Annotated in this window: 28 protein-coding genes and 4 tRNA genes; 10 read left to right on the top strand and 22 right to left on the bottom strand. The window is 44.3% G+C overall.

All coding sequences use genetic code 11. The annotated features are described in order from the left end of the window. The first annotated feature begins 61 nt into the window (after positions 1–61). From cysG to BFN00_RS05920, 3 genes are all read left to right on the top strand, one after another. Positions 62–1444, top strand: coding sequence for a siroheme synthase CysG (gene cysG, locus BFN00_RS05930; protein ID WP_071850749.1), 1383 nt, complete (start codon positions 62–64; stop codon positions 1442–1444). 186 nt (positions 1445–1630) lie between these two features. After that, positions 1631–2107 carry a tRNA (cytidine(34)-2'-O)-methyltransferase gene (locus BFN00_RS05925; RefSeq protein WP_044108572.1) on the top strand — a complete coding sequence of 159 codons (477 nt, stop codon included), beginning with the start codon at positions 1631–1633 and terminating at the stop codon, positions 2105–2107. An 89-nt stretch (positions 2108–2196) separates the two neighbouring features. After that, positions 2197–2679, top strand: a complete 483-nt coding sequence (locus BFN00_RS05920; protein ID WP_071850748.1) for a hypothetical protein — start codon at positions 2197–2199, stop codon at positions 2677–2679. Positions 2680–2747: 68 nt separating this feature from the next. On the opposite strand, the gene BFN00_RS05915 is transcribed toward BFN00_RS05920, so the two are convergent. The 6 genes from BFN00_RS05915 to rpoD all read right to left on the bottom strand — a co-directional run bounded on the left by BFN00_RS05915 (position 2748) and on the right by rpoD (position 9346). Continuing rightward, positions 2748–4139 (bottom strand): APC family permease, encoded by a 1392-nt coding sequence (locus BFN00_RS05915; protein ID WP_004280630.1) that lies wholly within the window; start codon positions 4137–4139, stop codon positions 2748–2750. A gap of 266 nt (positions 4140–4405) precedes the next feature. Beyond that, a complete protein-coding gene (locus BFN00_RS05910) occupies positions 4406–5590 on the bottom strand; it encodes an iron-containing alcohol dehydrogenase (RefSeq protein ID WP_005252590.1) in 1185 nt (394 codons plus the stop codon). A gap of 1 nt (position 5591) precedes the next feature. Beyond that, on the bottom strand, positions 5592–6125 hold the full coding sequence (locus BFN00_RS05905) for a hypothetical protein (RefSeq protein WP_005097759.1): 534 nt from the start codon (positions 6123–6125) through the stop codon (positions 5592–5594). A gap of 74 nt (positions 6126–6199) precedes the next feature. Beyond that, positions 6200–6859 carry a lipoyl(octanoyl) transferase LipB gene (lipB, locus tag BFN00_RS05900; RefSeq protein WP_005252587.1) on the bottom strand — a complete coding sequence of 220 codons (660 nt, stop codon included), beginning with the start codon at positions 6857–6859 and terminating at the stop codon, positions 6200–6202. A 151-nt stretch (positions 6860–7010) separates the two neighbouring features. Next, positions 7011–7298: a YbeD family protein gene (locus tag BFN00_RS05895; protein WP_004280625.1), complete on the bottom strand. Its 288-nt coding sequence runs from the start codon at positions 7296–7298 to the stop codon at positions 7011–7013. A 113-nt stretch (positions 7299–7411) separates the two neighbouring features. Next, positions 7412–9346, bottom strand: coding sequence for an RNA polymerase sigma factor RpoD (gene rpoD, locus BFN00_RS05890; RefSeq protein ID WP_224215688.1), 1935 nt, complete (start codon positions 9344–9346; stop codon positions 7412–7414). A gap of 350 nt (positions 9347–9696) precedes the next feature. Here rpoD and BFN00_RS05885 point away from each other — a divergent pair, with 350 nt between their 5' ends. Together BFN00_RS05885 and BFN00_RS05880 are read left to right on the top strand one after the other, a co-directional pair. Beyond that, positions 9697–9903 (top strand): PA3496 family putative envelope integrity protein, encoded by a 207-nt coding sequence (locus tag BFN00_RS05885; RefSeq protein WP_004280622.1) that lies wholly within the window; start codon positions 9697–9699, stop codon positions 9901–9903. Between the two features lie 71 nt (positions 9904–9974). Continuing rightward, complete coding sequence (locus BFN00_RS05880) at positions 9975–10499, top strand: YecA/YgfB family protein (RefSeq protein WP_004280621.1); 525 nt, start codon at positions 9975–9977, stop codon at positions 10497–10499. A gap of 70 nt (positions 10500–10569) precedes the next feature. Here the strand turns inward: BFN00_RS05880 and BFN00_RS05875 are convergent, their stop codons facing one another. The 4 genes from BFN00_RS05875 to trhO all read right to left on the bottom strand — a co-directional run bounded on the left by BFN00_RS05875 (position 10570) and on the right by trhO (position 13146). Further along, positions 10570–10995 (bottom strand): ABZJ_00895 family protein, encoded by a 426-nt coding sequence (locus BFN00_RS05875; RefSeq protein ID WP_071850747.1) that lies wholly within the window; start codon positions 10993–10995, stop codon positions 10570–10572. Between the two features lie 28 nt (positions 10996–11023). Further along, entirely contained in the window at positions 11024–11641 is a 618-nt protein-coding gene (locus tag BFN00_RS05870) for a DedA family protein (protein WP_004731893.1), read from the bottom strand. A gap of 87 nt (positions 11642–11728) precedes the next feature. After that, positions 11729–12007: a hypothetical protein gene (locus BFN00_RS05865; RefSeq protein WP_005103989.1), complete on the bottom strand. Its 279-nt coding sequence runs from the start codon at positions 12005–12007 to the stop codon at positions 11729–11731. Positions 12008–12213: 206 nt separating this feature from the next. After that, positions 12214–13146 carry an oxygen-dependent tRNA uridine(34) hydroxylase TrhO gene (trhO, locus tag BFN00_RS05860; protein ID WP_071850746.1) on the bottom strand — a complete coding sequence of 311 codons (933 nt, stop codon included), beginning with the start codon at positions 13144–13146 and terminating at the stop codon, positions 12214–12216. Between the two features lie 189 nt (positions 13147–13335). Here trhO and BFN00_RS05855 point away from each other — a divergent pair, with 189 nt between their 5' ends. The 4 genes from BFN00_RS05855 (at position 13336) to BFN00_RS05840 (ending at position 16946) form a co-directional block, all read left to right on the top strand. After that, positions 13336–13821 carry a DUF1289 domain-containing protein gene (locus BFN00_RS05855; protein ID WP_005252584.1) on the top strand — a complete coding sequence of 162 codons (486 nt, stop codon included), beginning with the start codon at positions 13336–13338 and terminating at the stop codon, positions 13819–13821. A gap of 45 nt (positions 13822–13866) precedes the next feature. Then, entirely contained in the window at positions 13867–14478 is a 612-nt protein-coding gene (locus tag BFN00_RS05850; RefSeq protein ID WP_071850745.1) for a LysE family translocator, read from the top strand. Positions 14479–14568: 90 nt separating this feature from the next. Further along, positions 14569–16374, top strand: coding sequence for a DUF2157 domain-containing protein (locus BFN00_RS05845; RefSeq protein ID WP_071850744.1), 1806 nt, complete (start codon positions 14569–14571; stop codon positions 16372–16374). Beyond that, positions 16374–16946, top strand: coding sequence for a GDYXXLXY domain-containing protein (locus BFN00_RS05840; RefSeq protein WP_071850818.1), 573 nt, complete (start codon positions 16374–16376; stop codon positions 16944–16946). The genes BFN00_RS05845 and BFN00_RS05840 overlap by 1 nt, the downstream gene beginning before the upstream one ends. Before the next feature lie 69 nt (positions 16947–17015). Here BFN00_RS05840 and panD read toward each other — a convergent pair whose 3' ends face one another. The 11 genes from panD to BFN00_RS05785 all read right to left on the bottom strand — a co-directional run bounded on the left by panD (position 17016) and on the right by BFN00_RS05785 (position 23111). Beyond that, positions 17016–17396, bottom strand: a complete 381-nt coding sequence (gene panD, locus BFN00_RS05835; protein ID WP_005097743.1) for an aspartate 1-decarboxylase — start codon at positions 17394–17396, stop codon at positions 17016–17018. Positions 17397–17540: 144 nt separating this feature from the next. Beyond that, the gene (pth, locus tag BFN00_RS05830) at positions 17541–18122 is read right to left on the bottom strand and encodes an aminoacyl-tRNA hydrolase (protein ID WP_071850743.1); all 582 of its coding nucleotides are present in this window, start codon (positions 18120–18122) and stop codon (positions 17541–17543) included. 18 nt (positions 18123–18140) lie between these two features. Next, positions 18141–18437: a 50S ribosomal protein L25 gene (gene rplY / locus BFN00_RS05825; protein WP_004645781.1), complete on the bottom strand. Its 297-nt coding sequence runs from the start codon at positions 18435–18437 to the stop codon at positions 18141–18143. Positions 18438–18535: 98 nt separating this feature from the next. Next, positions 18536–19489, bottom strand: coding sequence for a ribose-phosphate pyrophosphokinase (locus tag BFN00_RS05820; protein ID WP_004280601.1), 954 nt, complete (start codon positions 19487–19489; stop codon positions 18536–18538). Between the two features lie 36 nt (positions 19490–19525). Continuing rightward, positions 19526–19600, bottom strand: a tRNA-Gln gene (locus BFN00_RS05815). 92 nt (positions 19601–19692) lie between these two features. Then, positions 19693–19767 (bottom strand) — tRNA-Gln (locus BFN00_RS05810). A gap of 18 nt (positions 19768–19785) precedes the next feature. Then, positions 19786–19860: transfer RNA gene (locus BFN00_RS05805), tRNA-Gln, on the bottom strand. Positions 19861–19886: 26 nt separating this feature from the next. Further along, positions 19887–19961, bottom strand: a tRNA-Gln gene (locus BFN00_RS05800). A 2-nt stretch (positions 19962–19963) separates the two neighbouring features. After that, positions 19964–20791 (bottom strand): 4-(cytidine 5'-diphospho)-2-C-methyl-D-erythritol kinase, encoded by an 828-nt coding sequence (ispE, locus tag BFN00_RS05795; protein ID WP_071850817.1) that lies wholly within the window; start codon positions 20789–20791, stop codon positions 19964–19966. 21 nt (positions 20792–20812) lie between these two features. Beyond that, positions 20813–21391 (bottom strand): lipoprotein insertase outer membrane protein LolB, encoded by a 579-nt coding sequence (gene lolB / locus BFN00_RS05790; RefSeq protein ID WP_004645779.1) that lies wholly within the window; start codon positions 21389–21391, stop codon positions 20813–20815. 7 nt (positions 21392–21398) lie between these two features. Continuing rightward, a complete protein-coding gene (locus tag BFN00_RS05785) occupies positions 21399–23111 on the bottom strand; it encodes a tetratricopeptide repeat protein (RefSeq protein WP_071850815.1) in 1713 nt (570 codons plus the stop codon). A gap of 79 nt (positions 23112–23190) precedes the next feature. Between BFN00_RS05785 and hemA the strand changes: the two genes are divergently transcribed. Next, entirely contained in the window at positions 23191–24480 is a 1290-nt protein-coding gene (hemA, locus tag BFN00_RS05780) for a glutamyl-tRNA reductase (RefSeq protein ID WP_071850742.1), read from the top strand. Between the two features lie 139 nt (positions 24481–24619). Here the strand turns inward: hemA and BFN00_RS05775 are convergent, their stop codons facing one another. Next, positions 24620–26542, bottom strand: coding sequence for a DNA primase (locus BFN00_RS05775; RefSeq protein WP_005252568.1), 1923 nt, complete (start codon positions 26540–26542; stop codon positions 24620–24622). Positions 26543–26573 lie beyond the last annotated feature (31 nt).

Here is a 26573-nt window from a genome sequence, read left to right as displayed (position 1 = left end):
CCATCCCTAAATGTGCATGAAAATTGCATAGACAGTCAGATTTATAATTTTGAGGTAGTTCGTGGATATTTTTCCAATCTCGTTAAAGTTGCAACAGCAACCTTGTCTGATTGTCGGTGGTGGACATATTGCATACCGTAAAGCACTTTTACTTCAAAAAGCAGGTGCGATCATTCATGTGATTGCGCCTGAAATTGAAGAGAGTCTGTTGAGAATTGTGCAAAATAGCCAAGGACAATATGTGCAGGCGGCTTTTCATCCTGAAGTTGCGTTACGTCCATATCGACTGGTTATTGCAGCGACTGACGATGCAGAGACCAATCGTCAGGTCTTTGAACTGTGTGAAGCGGAAAATGTCCTGGTCAATAGCGTTGATGATCCGCCGCATTGCCGGTTTATGGTGCCTGCGATTATTGACCGTTCGCCCTTGGTCATTTCGGTGGCATCGAATGGCACGTCGCCCGTATTGTCGCGGCAGATCCGTACTCAGTTAGAAGCCGCTATTCCACATGGTATGGGCAAGTTGGCCGAGTTTTCAGGAAAATGGCGCAGTGCGGTTAAGGCTAAAATTGTCAATCCAGATGAACGCCGTATTTTCTGGGAAGATTTATATGCCAGTCCGCTAAAAGAACAGGTGTTCAACGACAATATCGCGGAAGCAGATAGCCTGATCGAGCAGGCCTTACAGGAATGGCAACAGCCGAAAGGTGAAGTCTACTTGGTCGGTGCGGGTCCGGGTGATCCAGAACTGTTGACCTTAAAAGCCTTGCGTTTAATGCAGCAAGCCGATGTGGTGATTTACGACCGACTGGTTTCAGCACCAATTATGGAGCTGTGCCGTCGCGACGCGGAAAAGATCTATGTGGGTAAGGCACGTTCCAATCATGCGGTTCCGCAAGATGGGATTAATGCCTTGTTGGTGAAATATGCCAGTGAAGGAAAGCGGGTTTGTCGTCTGAAAGGCGGTGATCCATTTATATTCGGGCGTGGCGGTGAAGAGATTGAAGAACTTTTTGCGGCAGGTGTCACTTTTCAAGTGGTTCCAGGGATTACCGCAGCTTCAGGATGTTCAGCCTATGCCGGTATTCCATTAACCCATCGTGATTATGCGCAAAGTGTGCGTTTTCTGACCGGTCACTTAAAAGAAGGTTCGCCAGAATTGCCTTGGAGTGAGTTGGTCTATGAAAACCAGACCTTAGTGCTTTATATGGGGTTGGTGGGACTGGAGAAAATCTGTGCAGAATTAATCGCTCATGGTCAGCGAGCCGACATGCCAGTGGCCTTGGTTTCTAAAGGTACGACGCCTGAACAGAAAGTCTTAGTAGGAACGCTTGCAGATATTGCATCCAAAGTGTCCGAACATCAGATTCAGGCACCGACTTTGACCATTATTGGTGAAGTCGTACGCTTACGTGAACAATTGCAATGGCATGAGCGAGGATAAGCAAAGCATTGCTTTGCCCGAGCGCAAGGCGAAGGCTAGGCCTGAAGTAAGAGGATAAGCAAAGCACTGCTTTGCCCGAGCGCAATACGAAGGCTGTGCCTGAAGTAAGAGGATAAGCGAAGCACTGCTTTGCCCGAGCGCAAGACGAATGTCGTGTCTGAATTAAATATCTTGAGTGAGTAAGCTGTGATCCACGTTGTTTTATATGAGCCTGAAATTCCTGCAAATACAGGCAATATTATTCGTCTGTGTGCCAATACAGGAGCGCAGTTGCATCTGGTCAAACCGTTGGGTTTTGAGCTGGATGACAAAAAGCTGAAACGTGCCGGTCTGGATTATCACGAATATGCCAATATGCAGATTTGGGAAAATATCGAAGACTGTCTGGCCGATCTGGCAAGCAAAGGCATTGGTCTGGATGCAATCTATCCATTGACCACCAAAGGTTTTGAAACACCGCACACTTCGGATTTAAACCGTCCGGTAGCTTTATTAATGGGTCCGGAAACTCGTGGTCTGCCTGAACATGTTCGTCTGATGTTTCCGCAAAAGCACTGGATTCGTTTACCGATGGCAGAAAACTCCCGAAGTTTGAACCTGTCGAATGCCACTGCAGTAATTGTCTACGAAGCTTGGCGTCAGCAAGGTTTTAAAACGCTTTAAGCTGAAATTTGTGATGATTGTAAAAGCTGCCTTTGGGTGGCTTTTTTATTTTGTGTAACAGATAGATAAACTGCTTTTCACTTCATTGTATGCTTGAGTCTATAACTTCATCAAATATAACAAAAGGTACAGCCTTGAAGCCTCTATTAAAACTTGTCATCGCATGTTGCCTTGGAACTATTGCGGCTTCCATCAGTGCGGAAGAGAGCAGTGCTGCCACATCGGCAACAAAGGAAATTCAACCCATTACTCAAGCGGAAATACAGCAGGGCTTGCTCAACATGCAAAAACGCTTAGATACACGTATCGAAAAATGGGGGCAGAGCCTGAATTCAGATGATTTTCAATGGACCTGGCGGGGGCGTAAATTAAAGCCCGCCAAGCGTGAGGAAGTCTGTGATATTTTTCAGGATGTCGTCGATGAAATGTATCAACTGGCTATCAAAAATAGAGCCCGTTTAGGTCCGGAAGAGCAAAAGTTATTGTCTAATCGCAGTCTGTTTATTAAGAAACTGGGTTATGAAAATAATCGAGTTAATACCCAGATGGGTTTTGATTGCTATCTGCGTTAGTAAAATCAAAACATGACAGACATAAAAAAGGCGCATGAAGCGCCTTTTTTATTTGAATTGAAAAGATATTATTTATCGTCAAATTCATTGTGCTGAGGAGCTGGGTGCTTGAAGCCTTTGGTTTTATAACCCAAGTACAAGATACCGCCAAATGCCCAGATCAGACCATATTTAAGCGAAGCTTCATCGACTTCTAGCCACAATGCAAAGACTGAAATGAAACCAAGTAAAGGAACAACGACAAAGTTCATGATCTCTTTAGCACTCTTGGTACGACCATCACGTAATGCATAACGTGAAATCACCGACAAGTTGACGAAACTGAATGCCGTTAAGGCACCAAAGCTGATCAACGACACCACAAAATCAAGATCCATAAAGCCAGCAGTTAAAGCCACTGCACCAGCGATTAGGATGTTGTAGGAAGGTGTGTAGTTTTTAGGGCTAATATGACCGAAGATCTTCTTGTTGATTACGCCATCACGACCCATTACGTACATCAGACGAGATACCCCCGCATGTGCTGAAATACCAGAAGCCATGACTGTCACAATTGCGAAGTAAAGTACGACTGTCTTAAACGCCACGCCACCGACAGCTTGTAAAATATCCGGCTGTGTTGCAGCGATATCTTCAAAGTAAGTTTTTGGATCATTCGGGAAGAAGATCTGCATGAAGTAAGTACTGATGATAAAGATGATACCTGCCAATAATGCAGTCAAGAAAATCGCTTTAGGTAAGGTTTTCTCGGTATCTTTGGTTTCTTCAGCAAGAGAACTTAAAGAGTCAAAACCTGTGAAGGAGAAACACAGTAAGGTTGCACCGGTAATCAGGGCAGCAACAGAAGTAAACTCATTCCAGAATGGCTCTAGACTCCAGAGTTGATACTTTGCATCGACCAGTGTGCCGTCTGCATTTACGCCACCTTCCAGAAGTTGGTAAACCATCCAGGTAAAGTATGCAATGACGCCCAATTGTACGAATACAATCATACTGTTGAAGTTGGCAACAAATCTCGCACCACGAAGGTTAATCGCAGTCATAAAGGCGGTTAAACCAATGACCCAAACCCAATGGTTCATGTCTGGGAAAAGTGCTTCTAGATAAATCACCGCCAGAATGATATTGACCATTGGCGATAACAGGTAATCCAGCAAGGATGACCAACCCACCATAAAACCTACGTTCGGGTGGATGGATTTTTGCGCATAGGTATAGGCCGAACCCGAAGAAGGGTAGCGACGAATCATATGACCATAGCTCAAGGAGGTTAACAAAATTGCAATCAGTGCAAAAATGTAAGAGGTAGGAACGTGGAAGTTACTTTCTTCAGATACCAGACCAAATGTATCAAACAAGGTCATGGGTTGAATATAAGCTAAACCAATAATAATGATGTGCCAGAGTCCCAGCGTTTTTTGCAGTTTAGCTGCCGATTGAGTCCCAGAGATATTAGTCAACGGCGTTATCCTCTTAATCGTTGATCAAGGATCAGTCATATTTATAAGGATCGTTTGAGACGAACGATCCCCCCTACAGTTTTCTATAAAAGTCCGCCAATCTACTTGAAAAGAACGGCTTTTGCTAGCTATTTTTTTGAATTTTGTCCTGCATAAAATGTGCCATTCAAAAAAGAAATCGAATTTTTTCTTATGCAAGATAAAAGCCTGATGTTTAAAAAAACATCAGGCTAGAATTTCGGCTATATTGGCTTATTTTTCAGTAATTACCAAGCCTTTTTTAAGATAGATTTTAAATCTTCCAGGGTGGCTTCTTTCGGATTATAAATGATGGAACCATCATTCAGGGCTTTCTCTGCCACTTCATCGAGCTGGGCTTCAGAAATCTTACCGGTTTCACGTAATGTGCGTGGTAATTTAGTCAGACTGTAAATGCGGTCACGCATGGTCAGAATCGTCGCAATGGTTTTGTCAGCGCGTAGATGTGCTGGCGTTTGTGCATAAATATCGGCACCGGCCAAAGGCAGGAGCAGATCCGCGATTTTATCGCCATTGACTTCTTTGTTGTATTCCAGCACATAAGGTAGGAATAAGTTCATGCATAAACCATGCGGCAAGTGAGCCACTGCACCTAATGAGTGCCCCAGTGAATGCACAATGCCGACCATCGAGTTGGAAAATGCAATTCCCGCCATAGTTGATGCCTGTGCCAGTTCCAGACGGCCTTGTGCATCGGAAGGATTGTCCAGCACATTAAATAGGTGGTTACTGATCTTTTTGACTGCGGCAGTCGCATAAGCATCTGAGATTGGATTGGCTGCCATGCAAGTATAAGCTTCGACCGCATGGGTCAGTGCATCCATTGCGGTCATGGCGGTTAAATGCGGCGGCAAAGTCTGGGTCATGCGCGGATCTAAAATCGCAGCATGCGGCATCAAATAATACGATGCGAAAGGCATTTTAACATTCTTCTCAGTATCTGAGACGACGGCCACCATGGTGACTTCTGAGCCTGTCCCCGAAGTTGTTGGAATCACAAAAAATGGCTTCAGCGGCTTAGGCAGGTTATGGGCACCAGAATATTTAAGCAGGTCATCACCGCCTTCAGAGACCAGAATATTAGTTGCTTTGGAGGTATCAATGACTGAACCGCCGCCCACAGCAATGATCGCATCACAGTGATTTTCACGATACAGTTTCGCCGCACTACGTACTGTACCCAAGCTAGAATCGGGTGGTACGTCATCAAAAATGGCTACAATTGCAGCATCCGCCATTTCAAATGCAGCTTCAATCGGTGCCAGCAGATTATTGGCGCGTACACCTTTGTCGGTAATAATGAGTGGACGTTTGGCCCCTAAAGTCGCAAGTTCAAACGGAATATGTTCTAACGCGGCATGTCCGGCAATGACTTTAACCGGACAGAAAAATTCATAATAAGGTTTAGCCATGTTATACACTCCGTTTTAAATAGGATTGAGCAATTTTTAGATAAATACTGCTCGCTTCGCTTAGTTTTTCTTTGAGGCTGAGATTGCTTGGATATTCTTTGACAGCCAGTTGCGCCACCAGTTTAGGCAAAATCAGTGCTTCCATTTTATTTAGACAACGCACCAGACGAATGGCATTGGAAATATCGCCATCGGCAATCATGCGGTCATTGGCAAAGGCTTGAGAGGTGCTTTCCTGAAAGGAAAAAACTAAAAAAGCATGGTGCAGATGTTTAAAGGTAATAGTCAGATCAGGTGCTTTTTCCAGATTTTTCACCAGTTCCAATTGCTTGTCCTCAGTGACCCGCGCCACAAAGGCTGGGCCATGCGGAAAGACTTTCATGGAAAGAGTGAAATGGACTGGAAATTGGGCAACTTCCTGTTTGATTTCTTCATCCACCTGACTTGCCATGACCAGACCGCGGCCAATCACATCCATCATGAGTTTGACATAGGCAAGCTGCAAAGCGGGTTTTACGGATTTAGTTGCAATCACGTGATGATCCCTATCTCAATATTATTGGTTTAGAGTAAATACTCTAATTTATTTGGGGGTGAAATGCAAAGGCTTTATCTTTGCTCGACAGTGACTTGATTAAAGTAACCGCTGTGGCGCAAAGTTTCAATAATTTCACGACATAACTGGTTGAATTGTGGCTGTTGTTCCAGTAGGTCGCTCATGCGTACCATTTCCAGTCCTGCATAGCCACAAGGATTGATGGTGTTGAATCCGCTCAGATCACAATCCAGATTTAGGGACAGACCATGGTAGCTACGGCCTTTGCGAATTTTAAAACCGAGTGAGCCGATTTTACGTTCAGCCACATATACACCAGGTGCATCCGGTTTGGCATAGGCATCAATGCCATATTTTTTTAGCAAATCAATCATCAGGTTTTCAGCATAAGACACCAGGGTGCGCACATTCCAGCCCAGACGATTCAAGTCAAACATGAAGTAAGCCACCAATTGACCGGGACCATGCCAGGTCACCTGACCACCACGATCGGTCTGAATCACCGGAATATTGCTCGGCATTAGAATATGTTCCGGTTTGCCTGCCTGACCTTGAGTCAGTACATCCTGATGTTGCAAAATCCACAATTGATCCGGGCTATGTTCATCACGGGTTTCCGTAAATGTTTTCATTTCCAGAAAACGATCTTCATAAGGTGTGAGGTCGTGATATTGACGAATGATCAGCTCGGGCTTTTGCAGCACATCAGTCACAGGAAGTGTCCTTGGTAATTATAAAAAACTGGTCATAATTATAATGATTTCGGCATGAAATAGGGGTGAGATCAGCAATATTTCATGGGTATCTTAGCGCTGTATAGGCATAAAAAAAACACGCCCGGAAGCGTGTCTTTTGTATTTTCGATTACAGTGCTGTTTTAATTAGCGGGCAAGCGGCCAAATCTGCATATACTGCATGAACCTGTTCCAGTTCCAAAAAGCGCAGTTGTGCGGTAATGGAATGGTATTTTCCAGTACGTGATGGCGTAATACTGACGCTATCACCTTCAAAATCTGGAAAATGTTTCAGAAAAATGTCGATGACAGCATGACGCAATTCATCGCCCGCAAGGCCAATCAGTTTAATCGGATAATCCATAGGGAAAACCCAAAGATGTTCTTGAAGTTCACGAGATGGTGTACGGTCTAACATGGTAGTCCCCCTGATTTGAAACGCCTGCAATCATGCAGGCGTTTGGGTTTGTCTTGGCTACTTAAATGGAGACTGATGATCAAATTTCAAGTCCCCAGAATAAGCATCAAATCTTAATCATTCTCAAGGAATGAACGTAAGTGTTCTGAACGCGATGGATGGCGAAGTTTACGCAGCGCTTTCGCTTCAATCTGACGAATACGTTCACGTGTTACGTCAAACTGTTTGCCCACCTCTTCCAAAGTATGGTCGGTCGGCATATCGATACCAAAACGCATTTTTAGGACTTTGGCTTCACGTTCAGTCAGGTTTTCCAGAACTTCACGTGTCGCTTCTTTCAGGCCTTCAGACGTTGCCGCATCAATTGGTGAAGTGATGTTGCTGTCTTCAATGAAGTCACCCAGATGTGAATCTTCATCATCACCGATCGGTGTTTCCATCGAAATTGGTTCTTTGGCGATTTTCAGTACTTTACGTACTTTAACTTCGTCCATTTCCAGACGTTCGCCCAGTTCTTCAGGCGTCGGTTCACGACCCATTTCCTGTAGAAGCTGACGAGATACACGGTTGATCTTGTTGATCGTTTCAATCATGTGTACCGGAATACGAATGGTACGTGCCTGATCCGCGATCGAACGGGTAATCGCCTGACGAATCCACCAGGTCGCATAAGTCGAGAATTTATAACCACGACGGTATTCAAACTTGTCTACGGCTTTCATCAGACCGATGTTACCTTCCTGAATCAGATCCAGGAATTGCAAGCCACGGTTGGTATATTTCTTCGCAATCGAAATGACCAGACGCAAGTTCGCTTCAACCATTTCTTTCTTGGCACGACGTGCTTTGGCTTCACCGACGGCCATACGTTTGGCAATGTCTTTAATGCCTTTTACATCAAGGCCAAGCTCTTTCTCGATATCGGCAATTTTTTGCTGGAAGGCCAATACGTCTGGACGTACTTTTTCCAGATAAGCTTTCTGGTCTGCAGGTGTTTTTGCGATCTGCTCATCTAACCAGGCTGGATTCGATTCTTGGCCCGGGAAGCTGGTACGGAACTGGGTGCGATCCATACGGCCACGACGTACTGCATAACGCATCACTTCACGTTCTGCACCACGAATTTGATCATGGGTACCACGAATCATTTCAGAAATGATATCAAATAGACGCGGAGTAAATTTGAACATCATGAATACAGTTGCAAGTGCCTGCAAAGCTTCTTCAGCCTGTTTGCTGTCACGACCATGTTTTTCAATAGTTGCTTTGGTATTCAGCCACGCATTTTCCAGTTCAGTAAAACGCGCTTTAGCAATTTCAGGATCTGGACCAGAATCTGCTTCTGATTCATCATCAGAATCTGCTTCTTCTTCCTCTTCATCATCGTCCAGTTTTACATCTTTGGTCGATTTTTTCGAGTCAGTCTCATCTTCAGCAAGAACCGCTTCTTCTTCTAGAACTTCAGGAATTTCTTCATCTGATTCAGGATCTAAATAACCTGATAAAAGGTCAGCAAGACGGCGTTCACCCGCTTCATAATCTTTGTATTCTTGCAGTACCACTTCTACCGCATTCGGCCAGTAAGCAATCGAGTGCAAAACATCACGAATACCTTCTTCGATGCGTTTTGCGATGCTGATTTCGCCTTCACGAGTCAGAAGTTCTACTGTACCCATCTCACGCATATACATACGTACAGGGTCAGTGGTACGACCTGGCTCGTTTTCTACCGAGGCAAGTACGGCTGCAGCTTCTTCTTCTGCAACTTCATCCGCCGCTTCTGCAGTATCTTCGAACATCGTATCATCAGATTCAGGCGCGCGATCATGTACCGGAATACCAACGTCATTCAGCATCTGAATGATGTCTTCAATCTGCTCGCTTTCTGTGATGGAGTCCGGCAGATGATCGTTAACCTCAGCGAAGGTTAAATAACCTTGTTCTTTGCCTCGGCTAATCAGAGCCGCTACTTGAGAAGTAGGGGAAGTCATATCGCTCATCTTTTGCTTACTCTTCGTTGAATCTGTGGCAGTAAAAAACCGTACAATGCTGCACGATTTAAGCTCGTTAAATTTAGTGAATAGCCTACATATTTCATCAGAGAATTCAGCATGAAAGCTGTCTGATAAAATATTTAAAATGAAATTCAGTAATTTAAGATGGGGGTGAATTTGTTGTTTTCAAGTTCATCCCATGCGTGTCTGTTTATGACTCAAAAAGGAGAATCAAAAAACATAAGGACGCAGGGTGGATTATATCATGGCACACAATTGAGACAGAAAAAACCCCTAATTACAAATTAAAAATACGAAAATCCAAATAAAACTTGACTTGTTATTTTAGGCACGATAAATAGCGCTTAAATCCTTTTACATTTTTCACTCATGAGGAAGTTTTAGTGTCTTCTACAGATTTTGAACTAGATGATAACTTCGGTGAAGATGATGTTAATTTCGATGAGGCTTCTAGCAAGCTCAGTGCTAAAGAGTCGTTGGAAAAACGTCGTCTGATCGATGATCTGCTGACCCAACGTCGTTTAGAGCGCGAACTCAAAGATTTTGACTATGACTTCGACGATGATGACGATTTTGACGACGAAGATTAACGAATTCGGATTTAGCATAGCCTGAATAAATGCTATGCTAAACCTTTCGGTTTTCTAAGTTTGGATGTTAGATGAGTGCTTTAGATTTAGACCTGTTGAGTGAATATCTAGATGGTGACCAAAATGAACATGGTCTAGATTTCGCGGCAACCCATGGTTTCTTATGTGCTATTGCAGTAGGCCCAAAATTCGACAAATGGTTAGACGAACTTTTTGATAGTAATCAAAAGAAAGTGCCTGCAGAAATCATCACTCAGGTGCAAGCATGGTTAGAGTCTATTCGTCAAAGCTTAGCCAATGAAGAAGGGATTACGTTCCCGTTTGAAATTGAAGAAGCAGATACTGAATCAAGCTTGGGTGACTGGAGTGTGGGCTTTGTAGACGCCATGTTCCTAAACGAAGACGCTTGGTTTACTGAAGAATTTGAAGAACAACTGGTGGATTTAACCCTGCCAATCATGGTCTTCAGCGGCATTGATGATGAAGATCCACAAATGGAAACTTTCCGTCGCAATGGCCAGTTAATGGATGAACTTGCAGAAGAAATTCCAGAAAACTTAAATGAATTGTATCTGATGTATCACACTCCAGAATAATTCATAAAAAAGCACCGCAGGGTGCTTTTTTTAGCTTTGGCCTTTTTGCATCTTTGAGAGCTGCTCGATCCTATTTTCTTTCCAAGCCTGTACGCTTGGCCAGACTATAGCGTGCATAAGCATTGTAGGCGATATGGAACAGTAAGGCATGTAAGGCAATACTTGCAGCCACCAAGAATGAATTTGTTCCTCTTCCTGTATAGGTGATGGTTCTATAAATCTCATCTGTCTGCGGGTTCATCCAGATGACCACTACTAAAAAGATAAACCCGAATGTCATAGCAATGATAGTAGAGCCCCAGACCAGTTTGCTTTTCTCTTGCTGAGTCGGCAAACGAAGTTCTTTCTTAACAAAGTATCGGGCACTGAGAAAGGCAGAAGCAATCAGGGCAGGAATCAGCAGAATGGCGCCCAGATTGAATACATAGATGAGTATGCCTACCAATAGAACCAAGGTCAGATAAACGGTGGCAAAATATTTTAGATAATGCGACATCGTTTTAATCTCCTTAAGGCATCTTCCCTCAGGATGGACGATTTTTACGCTGCTGTCTACGGTAGAAAATCCAGATAATAATTACCACAACAATGGCAATAATCACATAACTGACTTTACTGAAAATTTGCTGCATCAAATGCTGGTTTTCGCCAAAATAAAATCCGACACACGCCAAAAATGTGGTCCAGATGATGGTTCCAAGTGCGCTATAAAACATAAATTTCCAGAAGGGCATATGACTCATGCCAGCAGGAATGCTGATCAGCGAGCGAACCGCAGGAATCATGCGGCCAAAGAACACAATCCGGTGACCATAATGCTCAAACCAACTCAATGATTTTTTTACATCTTCTGATTTAATAAATAAATATTTGCCATAACGATCGACAAATTTAAAAATAGAATCATGGTTAAATTTATAGCCAATCCAGTACAGCAAGGCGGCTGCCAGCAGGGAGCCGATACAGCCGGACATGATTACCCCGACGAGTATTAACTCGCCCTGAGAGGCTGAATAGCCCGCGGAAGGCATAATAATTTCGGAAGGGATTGGCGGGAAGACATTATCCAAGAACATGAGCAGGGCAATGCCCCAGTAGCCCAGTTGCTCCATGACGGAAATAATCCATTCAGTCAGATTCATATGATTGGCAAAATAAAAAATACTGCCTATATCCTAAGCAGTATTTTTTGTGTGGTAAAGTCTTGGAATATAAATGATCAGACAGAATCAGCTATGTGTCAGGGTATAAATATAAACTTTACGTAAGAAATAGGCCAAGCAGATCGGCAAAATACTCAACAGGATAAAATGCATGATGCTGGTATTGATATGGTAACCAATGAACAGCGCCAAGATTGCGCCAATAATGGTTCCCAAGATAACTACGAACAGATGTGACTGCTGTTCAAGCTCTTCAGAAATTTGATGAAGTCGTTGCAGCTTTATATTTTCTTTTGGTTGAAATTGAACCAGATTGTCTGAATCTCGAGCAAGTGAGCCTGCCATTTTATATTCCTTTTCAAGTAAAAATTTCAGTTAATAATGAAAGACTTAGCTTGTAAATCACCGTATCATTAGACTAACAATCTTGTTTGGAAAAAAATGAGGTTCTTGGTAAGGAATTGGTAAGAGTTTTATTACTGTTGTGATTTTTATGTAAACAAAAAACCCTCCGAAGAGGGTTTTTATATATTTCATTACAAAAGGCCAAATTAGAGGCGTTTGCGTTTTGCTGCTAAAATTTGTGATTGTCGCATACGGAAACCTTCTTTTTGTTTCTCCGAGGTTTTGTCAATACAGTACACACAAGAGACACCATGTTCATAACTTGGGAGGGCAACTTCTTCTGGAAGTAAAGGCCAGCCACACGCATGACACTTGGTGTTTTGGCCTTCTTCAACACCGTGCGTTACGGCAGTACGACCATCAAACACGAAGCATTCACCTTCCCACATGCTTTCTTCAGCCGGGGTTTCTTCCAGGTATTTCAAAATACCGCCTTTCAGGTGATAAACTTCAGTGAAGCCTTCTTGAAGAAGTAAAGAGGTTGATTTTTCACAACGAATACCACCTGTACAGAACATCGCAATCTTCTTGTCTTTGTGCTGTTCCAGATTATTTTTCACGTATTCAGGGAATTCGCGGAAGCTTTCAGTTTTCGGGTCAATTGCGCCTTTGAAAGTGCCGGCTTTGTATTCGTAATCGTTACGTGTATCGACCAGAATCACGTCATCACGTGCAATCAGTTCGTTCCATTCTTTTGGATCAAGATAGTGACCGACTAAATCACGCGGTTTTACTTCCACGCCTAAAGTCACGATTTCTTTTTTTAATTTAATTTTCATCTTACGGAATGGCTTTTCAGAACTGTCAGATTCTTTGTATTCCATTTCGTTAAAACCTTCATTTAGAAGGAACTGATGAATTTGATCAATCGATGCACGGTCGCCTGCAACCGTACCGTTAATGCCTTCACTTGCCACAATTAGAGTACCGCAAAGGTTGATGGATTTTACCAGGTCCAAAAGACGTTGCTGAAGATCGGCAGGATCTTGAACTTCTTTGAATTGATAAAGTGCGGCAACAACCCAACCAGTCGTCGCTTGCTGTTCTACAGGTGCAAGCTGTTCTACAGTAGCGTTCATGGAATACTCCAACGTAGCATGATAATTTGAAAGGCGCATATTTTAGCTTGATTCGAGTGAATAAGCGAGTAAAACGCAAGTCTTTTAACAGGCTTCAATTCATGGGGGAGAGCGTGTATAGTCATGCCCGGCCCAAGATTTTGTGCAGTGATGCAGATACTGAAAATTGCAGTATCTTTGGAGTATGTTTTGAGTTCAGATCGTCGTATTGCGTCTTTAACCCCATGTGCAGGGCGTTGCTCGACCGTATTTGGTGATGCGGTATGTCGTGGTTGCCGCCGTTTTAATCATGAAGTGATCCACTGGAATACGTATAGTGCTGAGCAGCATCGAGCTGTGTGGCAACGACTGGATGCGCAGCTGGATCAGATTCTGGTGCCGCTATTGCCGCATGCTGATCTTGTCAAAGTGCAGGCCTTTGTGCTGTCGAAACGGGTGCGCCTGCGTGATGATGCTTCCAAAGGGCGCAAGCTGTATCATGCTTTAAAGCTCTGTGAAAAAAATCGGCATTTTACCGACGATAGTGGTTTGGGCATTCATTATAAGCAGGTGCGTCCCTTGTGGGATGAGTTTGAGCGCCGTATCTTGGCTTTGGCTACCGCCAGTTATGATCTGGCTTTTCTGCGGGCAGATGGCATCAGTCAGCATCTGATTCATATACAAGAGGAGGACTAAGTCCTCTTTTTTATGCAGAAAAATAATAACAGCTGAGGGAAGGGCGTGAATATTAGTGAATATTTTTTATATTGTCTGGCTGTTGTGGTGATGATCGCTACACCTGGCCCAGTGATGTTGCTGGTGGCCAGCGCAGGATTAAAAGGTGGTTATGCGGCGGCCTTGAGAACCATTTTCGGCACTAATTTCGCCTCTCTGGTTTTGATTGCCTTATCGGTATTGAGTCTAAAAGGTTTACTGGTTATCAATGCGCAATGGCTGGATGCGATCAAGTTGCTGGGCTGTCTATATATTACCTATCTGGGCTGGCAGATTTTCCGTGAAGTTATTTTTAAGCAGCAGGATCAAGCTCAGGAGAATCTAGTTTCTGTGCGTGGCGGTTTTCGACAAGGTTTTCTGGTTGGGATTTCTAATCCGAAGGACATTATTTTCTTTGCGGCTTTTTTCCCGCAGTTTATCGAGATTACCCCTGATCTTGATTTAAGTTTAAGCATTTTGACTTTGAGCTGGATCATTCTGGACTTTCTGACGTTGTCTGTGGTGTATTTGGGTTTCAACCACTTATCCCATTCTCGACTCTATCCACATTTGCTGGCATTGTGCGGCATGATTCTGCTCATGATTGCAGGGTACGGAATTTATCAAATCCTGATTTAAAAATGTACAGCATACTTGGACTGTTCCTGCCTGGCATATCCTGCAAAAATCATGCTAAGGTGAAATCAAATAAAAATTGAACAGATTAGCATGTCCAGAACAGTACCATCGCCAGATCGTCCATTTTCCCCGCTGTTATTTATTCAACCTGCTGTGATTCAAATTCTTCAAATCATTGGGCTGGCGCTGATCGCTGTCAGTATCGTGTATCTGCTGGCAGCAAACTGGTGGATGTTGCCCAAATTTGTCCAGCTGTTTATTCCTCAAATTTTATTGCTGGGTTCAGCATTGCTGAGTGTGCGTTTCACTGCGCGGGAAAAGTTAAGACAAAGTCTGGATACTGTATCGGGTCTAATGCTGGGCTTAAGTCTGGCCGTGATTGGACAGATTTATCAGACTGGTGCTGACAGTTATCAGTTATTTCTGCTTTGGGCTTTGCTGTTGCTGCCTTGGCTGTATCGGCCGAATATTGGGATCTTTGCATTATTTTGTGTGGTCAGCCAGTTAGCACTCTATTTTTATTTTAAACAAAGCTTTTGGCTGGTGCGTGCTGAAACTCTTTATCTGCTCGGTCTGAATCTGTTGACCGGGCTAAGTATGATCTATGCCTTACGTTATTATCCGGTTTTGCGCTATCTGTTTATCGCTGTCGTGGTGCTTATTTCAGTAGTAAGTATGTTCCGGTTTATCGACTCGGATTCGATCTCGTATTTGGCTTCGGTGCTGGTTCTGCCGATTTTATTCAGTGCTTATTTCTATACCCGAAAGCAACAGCTTGAAACCAGTTTGCTTGTTGCAGGACTGGCTCTGAGTTTTAGTATTTTCATTTTTGATCTCACTAAACAATATTTACAGGATTCTGCCGCTGGCTTATTGGTATTAGCTTTGCTGATATTCAGCTGGTTTGCATCTATTACAGGTCTGCTGATCAAGCTATTGCCCAAGAGCCGGTTTTCGGTCATTCCACTGGCTCTGGGCGCATGGATTGCTGGTGTGATACTGGCCATGCTGTTGCTGACTTATTGGGAAAGTTTTTCGATTCTGATGGGAATCATTTTTATCGCGGTCGCCTGGTGGTTGATTCGTAGTAAACCCTCAGTTTTTCTGCGGCAATTGGCTTATTGTTTGTGGGTGTGCGGTCAGGCCGCGGTATTGATTCATACCGAATTACTCACAGAGAGCCTATTGCTGATTTGGCTGATACAAGTCGGCATTATGCTGTTGACTATCATGAGTCGTACGCATTGGCTGGTGGTGCTGTTGCAGTTGTTACTTGCACATATACTGGGAATTGCAGTTCTGGTCGAGCAACATGCATTTTTTCAGGATCAGCGCTTGCTGACGTGGATCATGCTGCTGAATTACAGCATTCTGACTGTGACTTTGATTACTGCGAGACATTGGCTCGCTTCACCTTATGCCAAAAGCGTGAATTTATGGATGATCGGTATTTTAGCGGCAATAGCCATTTTTCAATGCCTGCTGCAATTTGGTGTGGCTCAGCAATTGCAGCCACACGGTATAGATGAAGCGATTATTTTCTATATTTTGCCAGCGCTCTGGCTATTGAGTTTTGTTGGGATTCATCTCAAGCAGTTTTCAGAGATTCAACTCTGGCTGATTCCTGCCGCGGGAATTCTGCTGATTGCATTGGGTTACTTTGAAATTTTTATCATTCTGGTATTTATGGCTTGGGCTGTGGTGAATCAACAACGATTGATGCATGCTTTGAGCATTTTGCTGCTGATCTTCTGGTTATGGCTGCTGTATTACAATCTAGGGCTGAGTTTTTTATTTAAAAGTGTCAGTATTTTTGCTTCAGGTGTGCTGGTGTTGCTCTTGGCTTATGTGTTGAGTTCACCGAAGTTTCAGTTGAAAGCAGGAGTAGCCTCATGATAAAAAAGTTTATAGCGCTGCACCTGAGTATTTTTAGCATTGCCTTATTTGTGGGTTTAATCATCCAGCGTGAATGGCATTTAAGAAATAGTCAGAGTATTTTTGTTAAGTTGGCGCCCGTCGATCCGCGTTCGATTTTGCAGGGCGATTATATGGCGCTGAACTATCAGTTGCATTTTGCTGGTCTGGATGCTGATGAAACTGCCCTGAATCAAACAGGTTCGGATATCACTATTCAGGATTTTAAAGATCGGTCTCAGATCGTGAGCTATGTACGCTTGGATGCACAACGACGAGTGATACGAAGCAGTTTTGATCCGCGTCTGTTACAAGTTCATCCGGCATCTTCCGCAAAACTGCTGTTAAAGAATCCACGCAATAGTTTTGAAGCTTTATATCCGGCAGCCAATAGTTTTTTCTTCGCCGAAGGCCTAGAGCCGTGTTATCGCAATGCCAAATTTGCCGAACTTAAGCTTAAGGAAAATGGAAAGGCTTTACTGGTTAATCTTGTTGACTCCCATTTAAAGCCCCTAAATTGTGAAAGTTCTAAAAGCTGGCGGCAGGGCAATTAATTATATTTAGTCATTCTGGCCATAAAAAAGCCCGCGAGGTGCGAGCTTTGGGAATCTGGTCGCATCGACTTAAGCGACTTGTACCGGAATACAGTTGGCAGTATGGCTGACGGTATTGTTTGGATTTGCATAGACCAAGCGTGGCTGATGTGCATTTGCTTCAGCTTCAGTGAAATCACCAAAAGTTGCAATAATGATGATATCGCCTACATCGGCTTGATGTGCAGCGCCACCATTGACTGAAATGATGCCTGAATTATCTTCGCCACGAATGGCATAAGTTGCAAAACGTTTACCATTGGTCACGTTCCACACATGAATTTCTTCGTATTCGCGAATGCCAGCTAAATCCATCAAAACGCCATCAATTGCACATGAACCTTCATAGTGTAGTTCTGCATGTGTAACGTGAGCGCGGTGAATTTTGCATTTTAATAAACGAGATAGCATGGCTAGCGTCCCCTGAGTTGACCTAAGAGTTTGATCATTTGGTTAAATCAATCTTGCTTGCTGTATGGTGAACAATCGAGCAAACGCATTTTGCGCTTAAATAAACTTTCTGGCAAGCGGAATTGTCCAGCAATTTTTGAATGTTTAGTTCGGCTTATATGCGTTGATTTGATTCATGGCTTGCTGTACTTCACCGTTCACTAGCATTTTTGTGCGAGCGAGGGCATGGGAAATCGCATCATCCATTAAGTTCTGTTCGCTGCTAGGTGCTTTACTGAGCACATGACCGGAAACACGGTCTTTGGCACCAGGATGACCAATTCCAATACGCAGGCGATGGAAGTTTGAACCAATATGCGGAACGATATCGCGTAGACCATTATGACCACCGTGACCACCGCCAGTTTTCAGGCGAATGACACCAGGATTCATGTTCAGTTCATCATGGGCAATCAGGATCGATTCAGGTGCGATATTGTAAAATTTGGCGAAAGGAACAACACTTTTACCGGAAAGGTTCATAAAGGTTGTCGGTAGAAGAAGACGGACGTCTTGACCTTCGATATTGCCACGACCGCTAAATCCATTGAATTTCGGGTCTTTTTTGAGGACAATGCCATATTGGTCTGCAAGGCGTTCTACGAACCAGAAGCCTGCATTATGGCGGGTTTGGGCATACTCAGAACCTGGGTTACCCAAACCAACAATCAGTGAAATATTTGACACTAATTACACCATTAACACTTATGCGCGTTTGAAGTCAGCGTGCATAGGTGTGTTTTTAGCTGGGTGACGTTGTAACGCTTGGATTTTAACGCTTTCAACTTTACCGTCTACATCAATTTCGATAACTTCTTCAAAGAATGAATTGTTTTCTAAGAATTTAACAAGCTGACGAAGCTCAACAGTAATTGCTACAGGAGCAGCTTCACCACCGTAGATGATTGCAGGAACTTTAGCTTGAAGACGAAGGCGGCGGCTCGCACCTTTCCCTTGAACTGCTTCTTCACGTGCTGCTGCGTTTAATACGAAGTTTGCCATGATAGACATCCTATTTAAGTTAAATGAACCAGACTTGCGACCAGTCTGGTGAGTAAAAGCCCTACCAAATGGCAGGGCTTTGAAAATTCAGCGCTCTATTATAGATAAGAATCAAACATTGCGCTAATAGATTCTTCGTTGTTAATACGACGAATCGTTTCGGCAACCATGCTGGCTACTGAAACCTGGCGAATCTTGCCCAGTGCTAAAGCTTCATCAGAAAGAGGAATGGTATCAGTCACAACCAGTTCATCAATCACAGAATTCTTTAAGTTTTCAATCGCTTTACCAGAAAGTACTGGATGCGTTGCATATGCAACAACCTTGCGAGCACCGAAAGTTTTCAATGCATCAGCAGCTTTGCATAGCGTACCAGCAGTATCTACCATGTCATCAACGATGACACAATCACGATCTTTTACATCGCCAATCAAATGCATCACTTGTGATTCATTCGCTTTTTGACGACGCTTATCGATGATTGCAAGATCGATATCGCCCATTTGTTTCGCAACAGCACGTGCACGAACGACACCACCGACGTCAGGTGAAACCACCATCAGGTTGTGATGCGATTGTTGACGCAAGTCAGCAAGTAGCGCTGGTGTACCGTAGATGTTGTCTACAGGGATATCGAAGAAGCCTTGGATCTGGTCAGCGTGCAAGTCGATCATCACAACACGGTCAACGCCTACAGTAGTGAGCATGTCTGCTACAACTTTTGCAGTAATTGGAACACGTGCTGAACGTGGACGACGGTCTTGACGAGCATAACCAAAATAAGGAATCACGGCAGTAATACGACCCGCACTTGCACGACGCAAAGCATCAGCCATCACCAAGATTTCCATCAGGTTATCATTAGTTGGGGCACAAGTAGGTTGTACGATAAATACGTCTTTACCACGAACGTTTTCAGTAATCTCGACAGCAATTTCACCGTCAGAGAACTGACCTACAGAGGCAGCGCCTAGAGGAATATGTAAGTGACTTACGACTTTTTGAGCGAATTGTGGATGCGCAGATCCACTAAAAACGACAAGATTGGGCATGAAGCACCCTTGGCGGTTGGGATATATGGGAATAGATGGCAGGGGTAGCTGGATTCGAACCAACGGATGCCGAGATCAAAACCCGGTGCCTTACCACTTGGCGATACCCCTAATGCGGCAGAACTTTAATATTTTTGCGGTAAAGTGTCAAGGTAAATTAACAGTCTTACAGCAAATGAGTGTTCTGTCTTTTTTCGAGAAAATGGCAGGGGCGGCTGGATTCGAACCAACGGATGCCGAGATCAAAACCCGGTGCCTTACCACTTGGCGACGCCCCTAATTTGATGACTGTAAGATGGCAGGGGTAGCTGGATTCGAACCAACGGATGCCGAGATCAAAACCCGGTGCCTTACCACTTGGCGATACCCCTAATACAGTACATCTACAGGTGAAAAATGGCAGGGGTAGCTGGATTCGAACCAACGGATGCCGAGATCAAAACCCGGTGCCTTACCACTTGGCGATACCCCTATCTACACTTTAAACCGAACTAAAGGTGATTCTTGTAAACTGTTGACCAGGTAAGCTTTACATGGTGCATTTGCAAGAATATCTTCGATATTCAGATTGTCAGTGACTTCAATAAACACACAAGCACCTGTACCTGTAAGTTTTGCAATACCGAACTGGTCGAGATATTGCATCGCTTCATCGACTTCAGGATATAAGGATCGAGCCAGTGGCTCAAAGTTATTTCCAAAATCAGATGGCGTTTGCTGATAGGCGCAAAATTTAGTGCTCTTCGTGTCTCTTGTCAATGCTTTTTGCGAAAAAAGCAGTTGAGTGCTGATAAAACAATCAGGTTTTAACACAATGAATTTTTTTTGATCTAAGTCTATGAATGTTAAGTGTTCACCAATGCCTTCAGCCCAGGCATTTTTACCATGCACAAATATCGGCACATCTGCACCCAGTTTAACCCCGAGATCTGCCAGTTGCTCAACATTTAAACCGCACTGCCAGAGCTGGTTTATCACAATCAGGGTCGTCGCTGCATTGGAAGACCCACCGCCAAGACCTGCACCCATCGGGATATTTTTTTCCAGACGAATTTTTAGTCCGCACGGCGTTTGGGCATAAGGCTTCAACAACTGTATCGCCCGATAGATTAGATTCTGTTGCAGATCGACGGAGGCCAGACCTTCAATCTGAATCGCATCATCGGCGCTTGGTTCAAACTCCAGCCAGTCATACAGGTCAATCAGCTGAAAAATACTTTGCAGCTCATGATAACCATTTTCACGGCGACCGGTGATATGTAAAAACAAATTCAGTTTAGCAGGCGAGGGAACACGAATCATCATGGGCTGGAATCAGGTCAATTAACGGTTTTCAATGATCATTGTAATACGGTTTTCTGCACCATTTCCAAGTGACTGCTTTAAAATCAAACGGTTTGGCATTTTGGCCTGCGCATTATAATTGAGATCGACCGTCCAGCCCTGTTCGATAATCTGGTTAATTCGCTGTGTATCGTCTTTTTGTAATTTGGCAGTCGTGGTAGCAGGGCGGGCTTGTACCCAATCGACTAAATAACTGATCGGCGCTTGCCAGCCGGTTGCACGTTGCAGTAATTCTTCGGCACTGGCTGCCTGAATCACACCGGTTTTTGCGCTGTTTAAGGTCACTTGTCCCGGTGTGCCAGAAATCTGGGTTTTACCGACGCCTAAGATACCGCTGAGCTCAATATCGAATTCTTCCTGCTGTTGTACCCAGGTAAAGAATGCGCTGCCAGTCTGTTGAGGGGTACGAACGCCAATTTTACCTTGCAGCTGAAATTGATTCTCTGCCTGTACAGACGGGGTGGCAGGCGCTTGAGGCTTGATCATCTGCTGACAGCCAGTTAAAAATAAAGCAGTGGCTGCAAAGGCACAGCAGCCCAATTGGCTCAAATTGCGCATAAATTAATTAACTCGTTTTGGTTTGTGGTGCTAACAATAGCGAATTAAGTTGTTTCAATTCTGGGTCATTTGGATGGTTTTGTTGTAATTGTTGTAACACTTGGTGGAATTGTTGTAGATCACCTTTCATGTACAAGGAACGGGCATAACGCACGCCAATCTTCACATTCGGATTCAACTGATAAGCTTTGTATAACACGTCCGCAGCTGTGGCGAAGTCATTCTGTAAATAACAGATATAACCATAGGTATCCAGAATGGATGCCTGTTCCGGTGCATATTCCAGTGCCTGTTCGACATAGCGGCGTGCTTCTTCGAGACGACGGTTCTGCATCGCCAGGGTATAGGCATAGGCATTCAGATAGGTCGGACTGTTCGGTTCAATTTTAAGTAAAGTGCTAAGTAGTTCATCCAGCTTGATGCGATCCTGATGGGGGTTCAGCAACAGGACTTGCGAATAAACCAGTTCAGGGTCATCGGGCAGGTTTTTGCTGGCTTCTTCCAACAGGCGGATCGCGGCTTTTTTATTCTGCATGCGCGTCAAAATATCCGCTTGGGCTAGATAGAGGAAGCTGGCATGTTGTGGATAATTCACTCTTTCCTGTGTTAAGAAACGCAGCGCATCATGCAGCTTATCCTGCTGGGCGAAAATCGAGATCATGTTGCGACGTGAGACGGTGTAAAGACTGCCATCGACCAGACGATAATAAGCTTTAGCCGTTTCATAATGCTGTTTGCGTTCTGCATTCACTGCCAGATAATAATAGGCTTCATTTTGATACTGCGCAGAATAACGCAGTTCGACCAGATATTTTTCGGCTTTCTCGTATTCTTCCAGGTCGATACTGGTTAGTCCGGCAATAAACAGGGCTTCTTCGGCAGTCGGCCATTTTTTTAGAATGTCTTGCAGTTTTTTTAGCGCCAAAGTCGCTTCGTTCAGCTTGACCAGATATTTGACTTCGGCCAGACGCACATCCAGATTATTGCGGTGTTTACGGCTGGATTTTTCATACCATTGCAGTGTCGCCTGAGTATCGCCGAGTGCATTGAGCAGATTGGCTTTCATCAGGATATATCCAGTCGCATTCGGGCGTTTTTTTAAGGCACGGTTAACTGTATTTAGAGCCTGTTCGAGCTGACCATTTTGCGCTTCCAGACCGGCCACCAGCACCAGAATAGACGGGTTGTCCTTGGCTTTGGTGGTACTTAAGGCCTGAATCAGATAAGTACGGTCTTCTGTACCTTCTGGTGAAATCCCTGCGAGAATTTCTTCCAGATCGGCGCTGTCATCAATTTGCAGGATTTTTTCTAAGGTCTCAGCGGCCAGCTCATATTCATGTGCTTTCAGGGCAATATGTGATAAATAAAATAAAGCGGGGACATCTTGCGGCTCTTGTACCACCCAGTGCGTGGAGATATCTAGTGCTGCCTGAAGATCATCATGTTCCAGCGCGACATTCAGCGCACGTTGCTTGACTGAAGTGGAATTGCTCTTGATCGCTAGCACCGTATAGTTGTGCAAAGCGGTCGGAATGTCATGTGCAGCGATGGCAAACTCAGCCATCATACTTTGTTTTATCGCATCATAATTTTGATTTGCATGGTAAACTGCTTCCGCTGCATAGAGATGTGCAGTCGAAGCCATGCTACCCACCAGTAGGAATGTGGTAGAATATTGCTTAATTGTAGGGCCGTTGATACGGCTAATTGTTTGACGCAATTTTTTCTTGATCCAAGTAATGCTTTTTATGACACCGATGTTGCACAATAGCATAAATTTAGTGAAATGATGACCTGATATGTCTTTCTTTGCATTGGGTGTCAACCATCAAACTGCCTCTGTAGAACTGCGCGAACAGGTAGCTTTTAACCCTGAAAAGTTAAGTGCCATTCTTGCCGAGCAAAGCCAACACCCTGAACTGAATGACATGGTGGTGGTGTCTACATGTAACCGGACCGAAGTTTACGCGATGTCTGAAAATGCTGACATGGTGCTAAACTGGCTCGCCCAGAAAAATGGGGTAGATGTCAAACAACTGCAACATCATGTCTATCGTTATGAAAATGCTCAAGCGGTGACGCATCTGATGCGTGTCGCCAGTGGTCTGGATTCACTGATGCTGGGCGAACCACAAATTCTGGGGCAGGTCAAAACCGCACTTTCTCTGGCCAAAGACTCCCATACGGTGTCGCGCAATCTCAACCGGATTTTTGAATATGCCTTTTATGCCGCTAAACGCGTGCGTTCGGAAACGGCTGTCGGCAGTCATGCGGTCTCAATGGGCTATGCGGTGGCGCAACTGGCCTTGCAAGTATTTAGTCATCCGGACAAGCTGACCATTATGATAGTGGCAGCCGGGGAGATGAACAGTCTGGTGGCCAAACACCTTGCAGAGATGGGGGTGGGCAAGATCATTATCTGTAACCGTACCCGCGAGCGTGCGGATATCCTGGCACAGGAAATTGCACATCGGGTTGAGGTCGAAATTATAGGTTTTGATCAGCTTGCAGAAAATCTGCATCGTGCCGATGTCATTTCCAGTTGTACCGGCAGTTTGCATCAAGTGATCCATTTTACCGATGTAAAGGCTGCACTGAAAAAACGTCGTTACCAGCAGATGCTACTGGTAGATCTGGCCGTGCCACGTGATATTGATGCCAAAGTAGAAAGCTTGGATGGGGTTTATCTATATGGGGTCGATGACCTGCAAAGCGTGATTGAGGAAAATCTGGCACAGCGCCGTCAAGCGGCTGTTGAAGCCGAGATCATGGTCAATCAGTTGGCTACAGAACTGATGACCCAGCAAAAGGTCAAACAGGCCGGGGCGACCATTCATGCCTACCGTGACCACGGGGAAACATTACGTCAGGAAGAATTGTCACTGGCAATGCAGCGAATTGCCAAGGGTGAAAAGGCAGACATTGTACTGGCCGAGTTTTCGCATCGCTTAACTCAAAAACTGTTGCATCCAACCTCTATTGTGCTGCGTGAGGCGGCCAAAGCAGAAGATCCTGCCTATTTTGAGCTGTTGCAGGAAGAACTGGGCAATGTAGTCGCGAAACGTCGTAAATCCAGGCATTCGTTTTAATCAGCATGATGAGAAGCTTGGTTCTTTGCTGATTTGTACTTCAACATAAAACCCAGCCTGATTATTTGAGAAAATTATAAATAATAATGTGAGCTAGCAGTGACTTCATTGGATTCAAAAGAATCAATAATTTGAAAAATTAATCTTCTAACAGGGTCATTGAGCGTTTGCGGTCAATCTCATAAATCTGCATTTTCAGGTTTTTCATTTCTGCAATACTGTTAAATTTCTTGGATTTAATCTTGTTTTTTAAACACTGATATTGCAGCTTGGTTGAAAAATCAGCCGCGAGCTTATCGGCCTGTTCCGGCGATGAGGTGTAATCGCTGACATTGGCATGCTGCAGAATATGCTGCAGTTCATGATGATGGGCTGCGCAGGCACCGAGCACATAATAGATCGACAGTTCAGGATCATCCGGCAAGTCATCAAAAATCACATTCAGAATATTCAAAATCTTAAACAGCAACTGATCTTCCGCTACTAGCGCGCGCAGTGGTTCAAAATGAATATACAGATAAGGATGATTCATCAAGATCGCAATCACATATTCTTCAGCATCAATTTTGGTACTAAAGCTTAAAGATGCATCTGTATTGACCTTAGGTTGCCATTTACGATTAAAGCCCAGTTTTTCACGGAAAAATTGCTGCAGCAGATAACGGAAGGAGCCGTGTTTGGGCAGTAATTCGGTCAGATTTTTTAGTTCACCCATAACCTGACTCTTGCCTTCTGGGGTGGTGATATCCTGATTTTGGGTCAGATGGGCAAACACGAAGTCCGACATCAACGGTGCCTGATCCAGCAAGCGTCTGAAGTTTTCTATCCCTTCACGGCGGATCAATGAATCTGGGTCATGGTCAGCGGGCAAAACAAAGAACTTCAGCTCTCGGCCATCATTCAGCAGGGGCAGGGCAATGTCTAAGGTACGGCGCGCTGCTTTTTGACCGGCAGCATCCCCATCAAAGGCAATGGTCAGCCGGTTGCTCTGCTTGAACAGAATATTCAGGTGGTCGGTATTACTCGCTGTACCTAAAGTTGCTACTGCGCCATGAATGCCATATTGCTGAAGCGCAATCACATCCATATAGCCTTCGACCATCAGCCATTCTTGGGCTTTCTGTTTGCGGCCCTCATAGAGGCCATACAGCAACTGGTTTTTATGGAAGACCTCAGAATCTGGCGAGTTAATATATTTAGGCTTAATCTCGTCATTCAGGGCACGGCCGCCAAAACCAACTACACGACCCTTGGTATCACGGATCGGGAAAATCACCCGTTCACGCAGCAGATCAAAATCACGGCCACTGTCGCTGGTACGAATCAGACCTAAAAGTTTTAAGCCTTCAATATCCTGAGGAAAGGCTTTTTCCAGATGTTGCCAGTCTTCGGGCGCATAGCCTAAGCGCCAATAGGCAATGGTTTCTGCAGTCAGACCACGCTGTTTAAAGTATTGCTGGGCACTCGGGCTGTTGGGTAACTGGCGTTCATAGAACTGTGCAATATTTTCCAGCAGGTCGTAGAGATTACCGTCTTGCTGAACTTCTGCCATGGGCAGGTGTTCAAAAGAAGCAAAAGGGTCACCATAAAAATCCTGTTCGACTGCCTGAAACTCTGCAAATGGGTCAAAACTCGCCGTAGATGCAGCACTATTATTTTCTGTTACTGCATTATTTTGTTGCGGCTGAGCTTGTGGTGCCGCTTGAGCAGGCGCAATTTTGAGCTTGGCTGCTTCACGTTTATATTTTAATTTATTGGAATCGGTGTTGTCTTTAGGCAGTTCGATACCGGTCTGACTGGACAGGTCTTTCATCACTTCGACGAAATTACGGCTGCCAATATCCATTAAAAAACGGATGGCATTACCGTTGGCCTGACAGCCAAAACAGTGAAAATACTGTTTGTCACGATAGACGTGGAAAGATGGTGATTTTTCCTGATGAAAAGGGCAGCAGCCTGAATAGGTACGGCCTGTTTTTTTCAGTTTTACGAATTGACCAATCACATCGACAATATCGGTGCGATCGAGAATCTGATCAATCGTATGTTGAGGAATGGCCATGGTCTGCTGAGCTTCTCGTGCTGGTATCTAA

Source organism: Acinetobacter sp. AR2-3, from assembly GCF_001878775.1.
GTDB lineage: Bacteria > Pseudomonadota > Gammaproteobacteria > Pseudomonadales > Moraxellaceae > Acinetobacter > Acinetobacter lwoffii_D.
The sequence above is the reverse complement of the archived record's forward strand: the minus strand, read 5'-3'. Positions and strand labels throughout refer to the sequence as shown.